The 14,546-nt window shown below is 70.6% G+C and carries 10 protein-coding genes; 3 read left to right on the forward strand and 7 right to left on the reverse strand.

What is annotated here, in order from left to right:
• Window positions 1-57 precede the first annotated feature (57 nt).
• Both ACZ4Z1_RS15275 and ACZ4Z1_RS15280 read right to left on the reverse strand, forming a co-directional pair.
• On the reverse strand, window positions 58-417 hold the full coding sequence (locus tag ACZ4Z1_RS15275; protein ID WP_468487064.1) for a GntR family transcriptional regulator: 360 nt from the start codon (window positions 415-417) through the stop codon (window positions 58-60).
• Between the two features lies 1 nt (window position 418).
• Entirely contained in the window at window positions 419-1,489 is a 1,071-nt protein-coding gene (locus ACZ4Z1_RS15280) for a DUF1648 domain-containing protein (protein WP_468487065.1), read from the reverse strand.
• Window positions 1,490-1,628: 139 nt separating this feature from the next.
• Between ACZ4Z1_RS15280 and ACZ4Z1_RS15285 the strand changes: the two genes are divergently transcribed.
• A complete protein-coding gene (locus ACZ4Z1_RS15285) occupies window positions 1,629-3,158 on the forward strand; it encodes a helix-turn-helix domain-containing protein (protein ID WP_468487066.1) in 1,530 nt (509 codons plus the stop codon).
• A gap of 123 nt (window positions 3,159-3,281) precedes the next feature.
• Here ACZ4Z1_RS15285 and ACZ4Z1_RS15290 read toward each other — a convergent pair whose 3' ends face one another.
• From ACZ4Z1_RS15290 to ACZ4Z1_RS15300, 3 genes are all read right to left on the reverse strand, one after another.
• A complete protein-coding gene (locus tag ACZ4Z1_RS15290; RefSeq protein WP_468487321.1) occupies window positions 3,282-3,680 on the reverse strand; it encodes a nuclear transport factor 2 family protein in 399 nt (132 codons plus the stop codon).
• Between the two features lie 67 nt (window positions 3,681-3,747).
• Window positions 3,748-5,889, reverse strand: coding sequence for a glycerophosphodiester phosphodiesterase family protein (locus tag ACZ4Z1_RS15295; RefSeq protein WP_468487067.1), 2,142 nt, complete (start codon window positions 5,887-5,889; stop codon window positions 3,748-3,750).
• A 139-nt stretch (window positions 5,890-6,028) separates the two neighbouring features.
• The gene (locus tag ACZ4Z1_RS15300) at window positions 6,029-8,473 is read right to left on the reverse strand and encodes a LamG-like jellyroll fold domain-containing protein (protein WP_468487068.1); all 2,445 of its coding nucleotides are present in this window, start codon (window positions 8,471-8,473) and stop codon (window positions 6,029-6,031) included.
• Window positions 8,474-8,851: 378 nt separating this feature from the next.
• Here ACZ4Z1_RS15300 and ACZ4Z1_RS15305 point away from each other — a divergent pair, with 378 nt between their 5' ends.
• Both ACZ4Z1_RS15305 and ACZ4Z1_RS15310 read left to right on the forward strand, forming a co-directional pair.
• Window positions 8,852-12,211, forward strand: coding sequence for an ALF repeat-containing protein (locus ACZ4Z1_RS15305; protein WP_468487069.1), 3,360 nt, complete (start codon window positions 8,852-8,854; stop codon window positions 12,209-12,211).
• 91 nt (window positions 12,212-12,302) lie between these two features.
• Window positions 12,303-12,692 carry a hypothetical protein gene (locus ACZ4Z1_RS15310; RefSeq protein ID WP_468487070.1) on the forward strand — a complete coding sequence of 130 codons (390 nt, stop codon included), beginning with the start codon at window positions 12,303-12,305 and terminating at the stop codon, window positions 12,690-12,692.
• 62 nt (window positions 12,693-12,754) lie between these two features.
• Here the strand turns inward: ACZ4Z1_RS15310 and ACZ4Z1_RS15315 are convergent, their stop codons facing one another.
• Both ACZ4Z1_RS15315 and ACZ4Z1_RS15320 read right to left on the reverse strand, forming a co-directional pair.
• Window positions 12,755-13,240, reverse strand: coding sequence for a PTS sugar transporter subunit IIA (locus ACZ4Z1_RS15315; protein ID WP_468487071.1), 486 nt, complete (start codon window positions 13,238-13,240; stop codon window positions 12,755-12,757).
• On the reverse strand, window positions 13,237-14,496 hold the full coding sequence (locus tag ACZ4Z1_RS15320) for an MFS transporter (protein ID WP_468487072.1): 1,260 nt from the start codon (window positions 14,494-14,496) through the stop codon (window positions 13,237-13,239). Before ACZ4Z1_RS15320 ends, ACZ4Z1_RS15315 begins: the two co-directional genes overlap by 4 nt.
• Window positions 14,497-14,546: the final 50 nt, after the last annotated feature.

The following is a 14,546-nucleotide window of genomic DNA, read 5'->3' on the forward strand; positions in this document are numbered from 1 at the left end:
CGGCCTCCACCGGCACCCGGCAGGCCATGACCGCCCCTCACCCCGTCCCACCCCACCTCACCCTGTCGACAGTCCCGTCCGGACCAGGGCCACGACCTCGTCGTCCGTGAGGCCGAGATCGCGGGCCTCGGCCACCAGCTGGCCCACGCGTTCGGTGAGGCGTACACGGCCCGCAGAGGCGTCACCGGTCACCACGGCGCCGCGGCCGCGGCGGAGTTCGATCAGGCCCTCGTCCTTCAGACGCTGGTAACCGCGCAGCACCGTATGGACGTTGACGCCCAGGGACTCGGCGACCGCCCGGGCCGCGGGCAGACGTTCGCCGGACCGTACGGAGCCCTCGGCGAGCGCGCCCCGGACCGAGGCGGCGATCTGGTCGCCGAGCGGGACCGGAGAGGCGTGATCGATACGGAAGAGCACGTCAGGCTCCTTGGCCGGGGTCGGAAGCGGAATCGGGCCCGGCGGCGGGGTCGGCGCCGGCAGCACCGCTCGAATCCTCCGTGCTCGCGCGGGCCCCGAGGGCGTTCAGGAGTGCGGCGGCGGTGGCCGCGTCGTCGACGGTCACCACGAACACGCGGCCGTTCGTCAGCCGCAGCGCCAGCGCCTCGCCCGTACGCAGCACGATGCCGCTGCGCCCGGACCGTATCCGGTAGCCCCAGCCGCCGAAGTCGGCCAGCGGACTGACCTGCTGGACCCCTGCCTCCACCACCCGGGTGAGGGGAATGCGCAGCCGGGGGCGAGGCGCCAGGGGCGAGGCGACGGTCAGGCCGCGGTGGTCGGCGGTGACGCGTACGACCGCGAACGCCGCGCAGGTCAGGAACGCGAAGGTGAAGCCCACCGCGCCGACCCAGCTCACCGCCAGACCGAAGAGCACGCCGACGGCCAGCAGCCCGGGGCCGAGCACGACCAGGACGGGCGAGCCGACGGTCCGCGACCAGCCGGCGACCTCACCGTCCGCGAGGGCCAGGGGCGGCGTCGCCCGCGACGGCCCGGCCACCTTGTCCGCCCGTACCCGGTCGCGGCCGGCGCACAGCCAGCCCACCGCCCCGCCCAGTACCGCCACCCCCAGGGCCGCCGCCAGGTGCACCAGCGGCAACCGGACCGCCGACGCCTCACCGGCGTCCGCGTTCACCAACAGGGTCGACACCCCCAGGCTGCCGAACAGGCCCGCCAGTCCGTAGCCGACGCCGATCAGCCAGCGCAGGACGCCCGCCGCCTCGTCGCGCAGCACCAGCGCGCCGATGACGGCACCGAAGACGAGGGGCACACCCAGGCACACCGTGAGGAAATCGGCCCGCTCGGCGAAATCGTCACTGGTGCCGTCGGCGGTGAAGTGCACGGCCAGCGGATCGGGTACCCGGTCCCGCAGGAGCCAGAAGACCACGGTCACGGTCACGACGGCGAGGAGGAACGGCAGTACGGCGATCAACGCCCGCCAGGGGCGACGATTCACGGGCGGTCCGACGACGGTTTTGGCATGCACGGCATTCACGAGCGCCTCCCTTTGTTCGCATCGTACTAGAACAAGCCCCTGAATGACGGGCCAGCCCCACCGCCCCCGGCCGACACCACACCACCCCACGACACGCCCGATTACTCGCTGATCTCATATCTGAGATACCGTCGTGCTCATGGCAGACGACTACCTCGTACGCATCGGCAGGCTCATCCGCGACGCGCGGCAGCACCGGGGCTGGACCCAGACGCAGCTCGCGGAGGCGCTCGGTACGAGCCAGAGTGCGGTCAACCGCATCGAACGCGGCAACCAGAACATCAGCCTTGAGATGATCGCGCGGATCGGCGAGGCTCTGGACAGTGAAATCGTCTCGCTCGGGTATGCGGGACCCATGCACCTCCGTGTCGTCGGCGGCCGACGCCTGTCCGGAAGCATCGACGTCAAGACGAGCAAGAACGCGTGCGTGGCCCTGCTGTGCGCCACGCTCCTCAACGCGGGCCGCACCACCCTGCGCCGGGTGGCCCGCATCGAGGAGGTCTACCGGATCCTGGAGGTGCTGGGCAGCGTCGGCGTCCGCACCCGCTGGATCAACGACGGCAACGACCTGGAGATCGTGCCGCCGGCCGAACTCGACCTGGACGCCATGGACACGGAGGCGGCGCGCCGCACCCGTAGCGTCATCATGTTCCTCGGTCCGCTGCTGCACCGCATGGACCACTTCAAGATCCCGTACGCGGGCGGCTGCGACCTCGGTACCCGGACGATCACGCCGCACATGACGGCGCTGCGCCACTTCGGCCTGGAGATCACCGCGACGGACGGCACGTACCACGCCGACGTGGACCGTTCCATCTCCCCCAAGCGCGCGATCGTACTGACCGAGCGCGGCGACACCGTCACCGAGAACGCCCTGCTCGCCGCCGCGCGGCACGACGGCGTCACGGTCATCCGCAACGCGTCCTCCAACTACATGGTCCAGGACCTGTGCTTCTTCCTTGAGGAACTGGGCGTACGGGTCGAGGGCGTCGGCACCACCACGCTGACCGTGCACGGCGTCGCGCACATCGACCGCGACGTGGACTACGCACCGTCCGAGGACCCCGTCGAGGCGATGAGCCTGCTGGCGGCCGCCGTCGTCACCGAGTCCGAACTGACGATCCGCCGCGTCCCGGTCGAGTTCCTGGAGATCGAACTCGCCGTCCTGGAAGAGATGGGCCTCAACCACGAACGCAGCGCGGAGTACGCCGCCGACAACGGCCGCACCCGCCTCATCGACCTGACGGTCCGCCCCTCCAAGCTCCAGGCCCCCCTGGACAAGATCCACCCCATGCCGTTCCCGGGCCTGAACATCGACAACGTCCCGTTCTTCGCGGCCATCGCGGCCAGCGCCCAGGGCCAGACCCTGATCCACGACTGGGTCTACGACAACCGCGCCATCTACCTGACCGACCTCAACCGCCTCGGCGCCCAGGTCAAACTGCTGGACCCGCACCGGGTACTGATCGACGGCCCGACCCGCTGGCGCGCAGCGGAAATGATGTGCCCCCCGGCCCTGCGCCCCGCGGTGGTCATCCTCCTGGCCATGATGGCGGCCGAGGGCACGTCGGTGCTGCGCAACGTCTACGTCATCAACCGGGGGTACGAGGACCTGGCGGAGCGGTTGAACTCCATCGGGGCGCAGATCGAGATCTTCAGGGACATCTAGGCTGCCCCCACACCACACATGCCACCGCCCCCTCTCCGCTGCTGAGACGCAGACCGAGAGGGGGCGGTGGCATGTGTGGCGGCCCTTACGGCACCCGCGACGGCTGCCGGGCCGGGGGGACCGTCAGGGCCGGTCGTGCCAAGCGCAGGCGCTGATGCGCCAGCCGTCCGGGGTGCGGACGAACTGGAGGGTCTTGGTTCCGCCGCCTTCGAAGGGTTCGCCGTCCAGGACTCCGGACTTGCGGTACTCGCCGGTGCGGGACGCGATGTCGCCGGTGATCTCGGTTCGTTCGGAGGTTTCCCACTCGGAGAACTCGACCAGGCGGCCTTCGGACAGAAGGCGTCGGCGGGGTTCGATGAACTCCTCGACGGTATAGGCCGTGAACTGCGGTCCGGTCGCGACGATCACACCTCCCGGGAGGAACAGCCGGCGGATCCGGGAGACGTCGGCGGTGCGGCCGTCCCGGTTGTCGAAGGCACCGAAGAACTCGGCGGTCAGTGCGTCGATTTCGGCTTTGGACATGGCGGGCGTCAGCACCGGCCTTTCCTCTGTCGTGACGGCTGTCAGGGGTGTGTTTCAGCGGTGACTTTCAGGGTGCAGGAGTCGCCTCCGTGCAGTGGGTCTTCCGCCATTGCAGGAACACGTCGGGGCGGTTGGTGATGACGCCGTCCACGCCCCAGGATGTCGCGGTCTGCCAGTCGGTTTCGCGGTCGACGGTCCAGACGAAGACGTCGATGCCGGCGGCTTTGAGCCGGTCCAGGGCGGTGGGGTGGGTGGCCAGGGCCTTGTAGGCCACCGAGTAGGCCGTGAGGGAGAACGTGCGGGCCGTGGCTACGGGGTCCGGGTCGAGTTTGTCGCGGAGCAGGGCGACCTTCATCTTGTGGGGGGAGGCGGTGGCGTCGCGTACCACTGCCTCGTCGAAGGACTGGACCATCGTGCGTTCGGCCATTCCGGCCTCGGAGACGAGTCTGAGGGCGAGTTCCACGTGGGCCGCGGGCTGCGGTCCCTTGATTTCCAGGAGGAGTCTGGCGGACCGCGCCTTGAGGGAGGTCAGGACCTGCTCCAGGGTGGGGACCCGGCCTCCGCCCTTCACCGTCAGCTTGGAAATCTGTTCAGCGGTGAGCTGGTCTATGCGTCCCGTTCCGTCGGTCATTCTTTCCACGGTCGCGTCGTGCATGATGACCGCTTGGCCGTCCTTGGTGAACTGCACGTCGGTCTCGACCCATTCGGCGCCGTGGTCGGCGGCCGCTTCCAGTGAGGCGAGCGTGTTCTCCGGGGCGAGCTTCGGTGCGCCGCGGTGGCCGACGGTGGCGGTGCGGGAGCAGTGGGCGGCGGAGCTCTGCTCGGAGACGCGGATGTCGTCGAGGGTGCCGGCGAAGTTCTCCTGCCAGGTGCTCCGGTAGAAGAGGCGGCCGATCTGCAGGGCGCTGCCGGCGCGCCACGGTGTGGTGAATTCTGCTGCGGGCTGCGGCTTTTCGTCGACGAAGAGCTGGATCTTCTTGGCTGCGGAGTCGTAGACGCCGGTCAAGTGGGTCCAGACGCCGGCCTGCGCCGTGTCGGTACTCGTGGAACGGACGATTTCCGTGTCGTCGGTGTCCTTGGCGTGGCGGTTGAAGACCCATCTGTCGTAATGCTTGGAGTAGTAGAGCTGGAAACCGCTGGCGTGGTTGCCCGCCTGCGAGAGGAGGGTGTAGTTGCGGTCCTTGTTGTCGAGTTTCACCCAGGCGGAGACGGAGAAGGACTTCGTGGTGTCGAGGGCGGGTGCGGCGGTGGCCGCGTAGGCAGCGGTGCCGTCGAGGTGGAGCGCTGTGCCTGCCTTGCCGGTCACGCCCAGTTCGGCACCGTCGCCCGCCAATGTGGCAACCGGACCGGCGCCTTTGCCGCCGCTGACGGTCGTGCTGCCCGGCTTCTCGTCCAGGGGGAAAGAGGCCAGTTCCTGGAGGTGGGTCGGCGTTTCGTCGTTGGCGAGCGCCGCGGCGTCGGACGCGGTGACCGCCGATTGCGCCGTCCGTACGTCGTCGATGAGGCCGAGCGCGTTCTCCTGCCATGCGCTCTTGTACAGGAGGCGTCCGATCTGGAGGCCGCCGGAGGCGCGCCACGGCGTCGTGAAGGCCGTCGACTCCTGCGGCTTTCCGTTCACGAACAGGGAGAGGGAGTGCTTCGTGGCGTCGTACGAGCCGGTCAGGTGCGTCCAGGTGTCCACCTGGGCGGCGTCCTTGCTCATGGCGCGGACGATGGCGGCGTCGTCGGTGTCCTTCGCATGGCGGTTGAAGACCCACTTGTCGTAGGTCTTCGAGTAGTACAGCTGGAAGCCGCTGCTGTGGGTGCCCGCCTGTGACAGAAAGGTGTAGTTCTTGTTCTTGCCTTCGAGCTTGACCCAGGCGGAGACGGAGAAGGATTTCGTGGTGTCCACGACGGGGCCCGTGGTGGCCGCGTATGCCGTGGTGCCGTTGAGCTGAAGGGCGGTGCCGGTTTTCCCGGTCACGCCCAGTTCGGCGCCGCCGGCCGGGCGCGCGGTGAACTCCTCGGCCGTGCCACCCAGGACCCGCCGCGACCCGGCGCTCTCGTCCAGGCCGAAGACCGCTTTCTCCGCCAGTACGGGATGCGCGGCCACGGAGGCCCGGACATCGGGTGGTGCTGTGAACAGACCGCTGGATGTGACGACCCACAGGGTGGCCAGAATGACGGTTATCAGCAGGGAGGGCAGTGCGAATCTGCCACGCGGTTTCATTTCGGAGCCTCACTCATGGACCGACCGAGCACGCACGCGACGGGTACTCGAATGCCGACGGAGAAGAGGGGCCCGGCCCAGGCACGAGCGCTGGACCGGGTCCCGGTGGTGCAGAAGGTGGTGAAGAAGGGAAAGGCCGTCAGCCGGCCACCCTGATGCCGTCGTTGGCGATGTCACCGGCGTCGACGGTCCGGTCCCAGACCCGCAGGTTGTCGATCGTGCCGGCGAAGTTCTCCTGCCAGTCGCCCTGGTAGAAGAGGCGGCCGATCTGCAGGGCGCCGGCGGCCCGCCACGGTGTGGTGAATTCGGTCGCCGGCTGCGGCTTTCCGTTGACGAAGAGCTGGATCTTCTTGGCGGTGGAGTCGTAGACGCCGGTCAGCTGGGTCCAGACGCCGGCCTGTGCCGTGTCGGTGCTCGTGGAGCGGACGATCGTCGTGTCGTCCGCGTCCTTCGCGTGGCGGTTGAAGACCCACTTGTCGTAGTGCTTGGAGTAGTACAGCTGGAAACCGCTGGCGCTGTTTCCCGCCTGCGACAGGAGCGTGTAGTTGCGGTCCTTGTTGTCCAGCTTGACCCAGGCCGAGACGGAGAAGGACTTCGTGGTGTCCACGACGGGGGCGGCGGTGGCCGCGTACGCCGTGGTGCCGTTGAGGTGCAGTGCCGTGCCGACCTTGCCGGTCACGCCCAGTTCGGCACCGCCACCGGCCACCGTGGCCACCGGGCCGGCGCCCTTGCCGCCGCTGACGGCCGCGCTGCCCGACTTCTCGTCCAGGGAGAAGGAGGCCAGTTCCTGTACGTGGTCCGGGAGGTCGCCGCCGGAGATCGACGCGGCGTCGGCCGCCGTGATCGCCGACTGCGTCACCCGTACGTCGTCGACGAGGCCCAGGGTGTGCTCCGTCCACGCGCCCTTGTAGAGGAGCCGGCCGATCTGGAGGCCGCCGGAGGCGCGCCACGGCGTGGTGAACGCCGTCGACTCCTGCAGCTTCCCGTCGACGTACAGCGACACCGTCTTCTTGGCCGCGTCGTAGGAACCGGCCAGGTGCGTCCAGGTGCCCGACTTCGCGACGTCCTTGCTGGTCGCGCGGGCGATGGTGGTGTCGTCGGCGTCCTTGACGTGCCGGTTGAAGATCCACTTGTCGTAGTGCTGGGAGTAGTACAGCTGGAAGCCGCTGGCGCGGTTGCCGGCCTGCGACAACAGCGTGTAATTGCGGTCCTTGTTGCCGAGCTTGACCCAGGCCGATACGGAGAAGGACTTCGTGGTGTCCACGACGGGGCCGGTGGTGGCCGCGTATGCCGAGGTGCCGTTCAGCTGGAGGGCCGTACCGGTCTTGCCCGTGACGCCCAGTTCGGCGCCGCCGGCCAGACGCGCGGTGAAGTCCTCGGCCGCGCCGCCCAGGACCCGCCGCGACCCGGCGCTCTCGTCCAGGCCGAACCGCGCCTTGCCGCTGAAGGTGCTGCCGTCGAGCCACGGGACGATGTTGTCGGTGCGGGCCGCGATCGCGCTGTCGCCCTGCCCGGTCTGGCCGAGGCAGCCGGCGTGGTCGGCGCGGCTCTGCACCGCGGTGATGCGCCCGTTCGCGTCGAGGACCGGTCCGCCGGTGTCGCCCTTGCAGATCCGGCCGCCGGTCAGATTCAGGGCGGTGGCAGTGGCGCTGCCGCGGGTCACGGTGGTGTGGTGCGGGCTCTTGGGCATCCAGACGGTGTCGGTACGGCCGTACCCGGCGGCGACCAGCGCGGCTCCGTCGGCGGCGGGGCTGCCGGCGAGGGTGGCGGGGGTGATGTCGGTGACGGGGGTGTCCAGCCGGGCGAGCAGGACGTCCCGGTCACCGCGGGGTATCAAGTAATTGATCTTCACCGGGGCCCGTCCGGCGAAGGAGGCCGTCGCGTCGAGCGCCGGCGCGGCCTTGGCCCGGAGCGCCTTGGCCGGATCGTCGGTGAAGCAGCTGGCCGCGGTGAGCACCCAGGTCCGGTCGACGAGGGCGCCGCTGCAGCTACGGCTGCCGTCGTGTCCCGGCGTGTTCACGGTGACGCGGGTCAGCCACGGACGGGCGGCGTCGCCGGACAGCGCGGCGGGCTTGTGCTGCCCGACGCTGATCTCGACGAGCAGGTGCTCACGGGTCTGCGGGTCGGTGGACTCGCCGACCGGCGTCCACTCGTCCTTGGGGACCGCCACTTCCTGCTTCGTGCCGTCCGGCGCCGTGAGGGTGACGTCGGCCGCCTGGTCGGCGGCGCCCTTGACGGCGAAGACGGCCGGGATCTCCAGGGTGAGGTAGCCGGAGGCGCCGGTGACCTGGAAGCAGGTCTTGTCGTTCTTCCGCGACCAGACCTCCATCAGCCCCGTGGAGCTGCCGCACTCGGCCAGGACGATGTTGCCGTCGCCGCGCTTGAGGGTGATGCCCTTCTCCGCCTTGATCCTGTCCGCGCCCGGGTAGGCGAAGTCCTCGATCGCGTAACCGGGTTCGCCGTCCGCGACCGTCGCCATCGACGGGGGGAATAAGGGGGCGGGAGAGGTGGAGGTGGCGTTGACGGCAGCCGCGCAGGCCGCTGCCGCCGCACCCGTGGCGATGATCCGCCGTGCGAGCTTCATACGAGGTCCCTTGCTGAAAGGTGAGCTGAGCCGCGCCCGCCCGGTCCGGAACGGGCTTCGTCACGTGCGGTGGTGGTGCGGGCACGGAGACGGCCAGATTCAAGCACGGGGTTGTGCCCCAAACCACTGGAAAGACTCGGACAAATCCAACTAACCCTTAACATAAAGGCTTTGTATTCCTTCTCACGTCTTTACTTACGCCACACACATAGCCAACACTCTCTTTAGCTGCTTATGGTCACGAGACATGCGCTGTCAGTGCGCCGGTCAACTTCCGTAGTCATGCCGGTACATGAGCACATCGACCACAACTTGAGCATGTCTGGCGGCATACCGCGGTCCGTGTCCCGCCGCCAGGCGCCGTCAGATAGGACCACCTTGGACACCACGTACTGGAGCAGACGCCGCGTCCTGACCGCTTTAGCGGCCACCGGCGCAGCCGCCGCCACCTCAAGTCTCGTCCTCAGTCCCGTCGCCGCCGTGGCGGCCCCGGCAGCGGCTCCCGCGGACGGCGGCACTCCCGAGACCGACCCGTTCGCCCTGCCCGACACCGACCGGGCCAAGGCCGTCAAGGCGTGGATGACGGGCGGCAAGGCCACCCGGGCGGCGGCCGAGCAGGCCCTCGTCGGATCCGACGCCGACGTGCAGACCTTCCTGGCCCAGGAGCTGCCCAGGGTCACGGTGGAGGACAACCGGGTCGCGATCATGACCGCCCTGGCCGGTGCCGGAAAGGGCATCCGCCGCGAAGCCGTCGCGGCGATCGAGGGCGGTGACGCGGCCATCGCGGCCTTCCTGAAGGGCGGCTACCAGCCCGCCGTCATGGAGGACCTCCGCGTGGTCACCTCGACCGTGCTGGCCACCGGTGACAAGGCCGTACGCCGGGAAGCCGGCGCCGCCCTCGACGCCGACACCCAGCCGGCCCTGGAAGCCTTCCTCACCGCGGGCCAGTACACCGCGCGCCAGGAGGACATGCGGGTGGAGGTGTCGAAGATGCTCACCGAGGCGGGCCCGGAGGTGAAGAAGTACGCCTCCCGCGCCCTGTCCGGGTCCGGCCAGGACCTCGAGTGGTTCCTCGACACCGGCCAGCACATCGCCCGCGCCCGCGACCAGGAGTCGGCGACGATCGAGGAACTCGTCGCGGTCGTCGAGCGCGAGGGCAAGCGGGCCGACGCGCAGACCAAGCTCGCCGAGGAGGCCTCCGCCCGTGCCGTCACGGCGGCAGAGAAGGCGAAGGAGGCCGCCCAGAAGGCGGCGGCCGAGGCCGAGGCCGCCAAGGAGGACGTGGTCAGGTCGGGCAAGGCCGCCCGGAAGGCGGCCAGTGCCGCACGGGGCGCCGCGGACGCCGCCCGTACCGCGATCCGCGCTTCGCACGCCGCCGTCGCGGCGTCCCGGCGGGCCGCGTACGCCGCGACCGCCGCGAGCCACGCGGCCGCCACCGCGGGCAGCGCCGCCGCCCGCGCGTACCACTCCGCCATCGCCGCCTCGAAGAACGCCTCACAGGCGTCCGCCGCGAAGAACGCGGCGATCGCCGCGCGCAATGCCGCGGCCAAGGCCCGTACGGCCGCGAAGGCCGCCGACTACGCCGCCTCCGCTTCCGCGCAGGCCGCTTCCGCCGGTGGCGCCGCCGCCTCAGCCGCCCGCAACGCCGCCTCCGCCGCCTCCAGCGCGGCCACGGCCGCCGCCGCGGCGGGCAAGGCGCGGGCCGAGGCCGCCGAGGCCAAGCGCCAGGCGGGCATCGCCAACGCGAACGCCGCCATCGCCACCAACGCCGCGGGCACCGCACAGGCGCTGGCCAACGCCTCCGCCAAGGCGGCCCGTACCGCCCGCGACGCGGCCAACTCCGCCGCCGACCACGCGGAGAAGTCCGCCGAGGCAGCCGAGTGGGCCGCCAAGTACGCGGGGCAGGCCGTCGAGTACGCGAAGAAGTCGCAGGAGTTCGCCAACGAGGCCACCAAGGCCGCCAACAACGCCACCGCGGCCGTCACCGAGGCCATCGAGGTGGAGAAGAAGGCGCGCGAGGCCGAGTGGCAGCGCCTGGACGAGGACGCGAAGCAGGCGCGGGAGGAAGCCCGGCTGCTGGCGCAGCTCGAGCAGCAGGAGCTGGCCGAACTCGCCGAGAAGCGGTCGCAGGCGGAGCAGACCGATCAGGCCACGAAGGACCTCATCGACCGGGCCGCGGCGGCGCTGAAGGCCGGTGACCTCGCCCAGGCCGCCACGGTGGGCCGCCAGGCCGCCATCGCCCTGTGCGACTCGCACGGTACATGGAGCAGGGAAGCGGCCCGGTTCGCCCTGTCGGGCACCGACGCCGACGTCCACACCTGGATCGACACCGACCGGGCCCTGGCGCAGGGGCAGGACGACCGCGAGACGGTCCTCTACATGGCCCAGATCTCCAGCCCGACCATCGCCGAGGCGGCGCAGAAGGCGCTGGAGAGCGACTCCGCCGCGGCCCCCACCTCCTTCCTGGAGGCCGGCGCCGTCGAGGCCGCCGCGATGGACAACCGCGTCCAGCTCGCCCGTGTCCTCGCCGACGCCCCCGGCGCCGCCGTCAAGCGGGCGGCGAACGAGACGCTCGACGCAGGCACGCCCAAGGCGCTGCACACCTTCTTCAACTCCGGCTACCAGGAGGCGCTGAAGGAGGACGACGCGGTCGCGACCGCCGCCATCCTCGCCAAGGCGGGCCCGTACACCAAGGCCCACGCGGAGGCCGCGATGGAGGGGCCGGCGTGGATCCGCCGCAACTTCGTCGCCTCGGTGCAGTACAAAACCGCCCAGCTCGACCACGACTCCGCGACCCACATCGCCGCCATCCGGGGGGCGATCGCCGCCGCCGCGAAGATCGCCCACAAGGCGCAGGAGGTCGCCGCGCTCGCTCAGGAGGCCGCGGCCAAGGCGCGCAACGCGGCGCAGGAGGCGCTGGAGTGGGCGGACAAGGCCAAGAAGTCGTCCGACCGGGCGGCGTCGTACGCCAAGGAGGCGAAGGAGAACGCGGACGCCGCCGACAAGTCGGCCGCCGCCGCGCAGGCTTCGGCGAACGAGGCGAAGAAGGCCGCCGCCACCGCCCGGTCGGCCGCGCGGTCGGCGAACTTCTCCGCCAACCGCGCGCTGAACGCCGCCCGTCGCGCGACGGCCTCCGCCAACAGCGCGCAGTCCTCCGCCGCCAGCGCGCACGCCTCCGCCGTCCAGGCGGGCAAGGACTCCAGAGCCGCGGCAGCGGCCGCGAGCCAGGCCCACCACATCGTCGCGGCCAAGCGCCGGGCCGAGATCGCCGCGGCCGCCAAGGCGGCGGCCGAGGCGGCGAAGAAGGCCAGGGAGTCCGGCCGGAACCCGGTCGACACGGCCGACAACGACCAGGTCAAGGGCGACGACACGCCGTGGTGGCGGGACGCCGGCTGGTGGGCGAACGCCACCAACTGGGCCAGCATCGGCACCGGGTTCATCGCGGCCGGCCTCGGCCTCGCCGGTCTGATCTTCCCGCCCCTCGAAGCTGTCGCCCTCGGGTTCGGCATCGCCTCCGTGGCACTCGGGGGTATCAGCGCGGTGTTCACGGGGATCGAGCACGGCTTCGGGAGCGGTGAATTCATGGCATCCGCCGGAAGCGCGGCGCTCGGCCTGGTCACCTTCGGACAGTCCAGGTGGATCACCGCCCTCGGCGGCAGTAATGTCGTGAGGTCGGCCACGGGGTTCGCACACGACCTCATTTCGCCGGTCACCGGCCTGCTGGGATCGCTGGGGTGACGACCGGGGTCCTCATACGGTAGGCCGTAGGGGCCGGTGACACATGAGGTCACCGGCCCTTACGCCCTCTGCCGCGCCGAAAGGACCCCGCATGCTCGTGTCCCTCCCGCTCGCCGCCCTGTTACTCATGGCCGCCGCGGCGACGTTCGTCTTCTGTTTCGCCATGGCCAGATGGATACCGGGGCGCAAGACGAGAATCGCGTTTCCCCTCATTTCCCTCGCTTGCTGCCTGGGTATGGTCCTGGTCGGGCAGTTCCAGTACCAGCACTGGTCTCCGCGGCACATGCTGGTGCTGTACTCCTTCGCCTGGTTCGGGATCACGATCGGGCTGTTCCCGTCGCGGAAACTCCTGCACCGGTACGCCGAGGAGATCGGCCGCGGCGTGAAGCGCGAGAAGTACGCGTTCCCCGCGCGTTACCAGGTGTCCGCCGTCCTTTCCGTCGTCGTCACGTGCTTTCTGGCGTACGCGCTGTCGCGATGACTCCGCCGGTTTCGCGCCGCGGACGCGGCCCCAGGGCATGTGAGCGCCGTACGGGGCGGTGCTCAGCGGATGAGGCGGAAGAGGTCGTACAGGTCGTCGGTGGTACGGGCTGCCGTCAGCATCCGGCGGAAGCCCGGGTGGGCGGTGTGGCGCGCGAGGACCGAGTACGCCTGTACGCAGCCGGCGTCCCGGAGCCTGCGGGGCGCCGCGAGGAGGAACACGTCGCGCACCGGGCGGTCGTCGGCCCCGCGCCAGCCGAGTTCCGCCGGCACCCGCGCGAAGGCGGCCGCCGGGCAGCTGACCGCACGGCTGCGGGCAGCCAGCAGGGCGATGCCGTGGAAGCCGTTGGTGCCCTGCGTCATGCGCAGGCGTACCGCGCAGACGAAGGCGCGGGGGTCGCACAAGGCGCCCGCGGTGTGCAGGCCGCCGGCCAGGGATTCCAGGAGTTCGTCCTTGGTGGCGGCCTGCGCCCGTGGGTGGATCCGCCGCTTGTCCAGGTAGTCGGCGAGGCTCCGGGTGCCGCCGGCCACCGTGCGGGATCGGTTCATGCGTCGGCCGGCGCCGGTTCCGGAGCGGTCGTCGCCTTGCGGGCCGGGCGGAGAATTCCGGCGGAACACACCGCCGCCACGCAGAAGGCGACGGGCAGGAAAAAGGCGACGTTCAGGGGTACGAGATGGGTGAGCGGCCCGATGATGGCGGGGCCCGCCAGCATTCCCACATATCCCATGCCCGCCACGCGGGACACGTTCGCGCCGGACGACGCCGTATCCACGTTTCCGGCCGCGGTGAAGAACTGCGGAATGCACCCGGACAGGCCGATTCCGAAAATGGTCCAGCCGAGAAGGGCCAGCGGCACCCAGGGGGACAGCGAGGCGACCGCCAGGCCGACGGCCGCGAGACCGGCTCCGTAGCGCACCACGAAGACCCGGCCGAAGCGGCCCACCACCCGGTCGGTGGCGAACCGGCCCACGGTCATCGCGGTGGAGAAACCGCCGTACGCCAGGGCGGCGGTCGCGGCGGGCGCGTCCAGCACGTCCTTGAGGTGCAGCACACTCCAGTCGTTCGCGACGCCCTCGCACAGCATGAGCATGAACGCGAGCACACCCAGCGCCCAGACCTGGGACGGCGTACGACGCCTGGGGGCCGGAGCGGTGGCCCCGGACGTGCCGGCGTCCGCCGTCTCCGGGCCGGTCGCGGCCGGTGCGGAGCGCTCCGGGGGCAGCAGGCCGGGCACCAGCGCGAGCGTGATCAGTACGCCGGCCACCGCCACCACCGCGAGGGTGAGGGAGGGCTGCCAGCCCCAGCTGATGGTGCGGGCGCCGATCAGTGCGGCGATGACGCCGCCGACCGAGAACACCGCGTGAAAGGCCGACATCACGGGACGGCCATAACCGCGCTCGACCTGAACAGCCTGCGTGTTCATGCTGACGTCCAGGCAGCCGTTGCCGAATCCGAGCGCCAGGAGGGCCGCCGCCAGGACCCACGGCGAGTCCGCCAGGCCGGGCAGGACGACTGTGGCGCTGCACAGGGCGCCGCCGGCCAGCACGATGTTGCGGCTGCCGAACCGGTCGGCCAGCGCTCCGCAGACCTGCATGCCCGCGAAGGCGCCGCCGCCCAGGAAGAGCAGCAGCCAGCCCAGGACGGCATGGGTGATGCCGACCCGGTGCTCGATCGCCGGGATGTGCACGATCCACATCCCCATGACGAAACCGTTGAGCGCGAAAGCCACGAAGGTGCAGGCGCGCGCGGTACGCAAACGCCGCGACGGCGGCGACCCGGTGGTGGAGGCAGTCGATTCACTCATCACGGCTGACCATAACGCACACCGAGGATGTGCGTAAGGGCTTTCAAGGA

The organism is Streptomyces sp. NPDC030165 (assembly GCF_055573595.1).

Excerpts from the sequence above, each read along its gene's own strand:
- ACZ4Z1_RS15310 (WP_468487070.1), top strand. The coding sequence starts at position 12,303 with ATGCTCGTGTCCCTCCCGCTCGCCGCCCTGTTACTCATGGCCGCCGCG.
- ACZ4Z1_RS15315 (WP_468487071.1), bottom strand. The coding sequence starts at position 13,240 with ATGAACCGATCCCGCACGGTGGCCGGCGGCACCCGGAGCCTCGCCGAC.
- ACZ4Z1_RS15290 (WP_468487321.1), bottom strand. The coding sequence starts at position 3,680 with ATGTCCAAAGCCGAAATCGACGCACTGACCGCCGAGTTCTTCGGTGCC.
- ACZ4Z1_RS15320 (WP_468487072.1), bottom strand. The coding sequence starts at position 14,496 with ATGAGTGAATCGACTGCCTCCACCACCGGGTCGCCGCCGTCGCGGCGT.
- ACZ4Z1_RS15285 (WP_468487066.1), top strand. The coding sequence starts at position 1,629 with ATGGCAGACGACTACCTCGTACGCATCGGCAGGCTCATCCGCGACGCG.
- ACZ4Z1_RS15300 (WP_468487068.1), bottom strand. The coding sequence starts at position 8,473 with ATGAAGCTCGCACGGCGGATCATCGCCACGGGTGCGGCGGCAGCGGCC.
- ACZ4Z1_RS15295 (WP_468487067.1), bottom strand. The coding sequence starts at position 5,889 with ATGAAACCGCGTGGCAGATTCGCACTGCCCTCCCTGCTGATAACCGTC.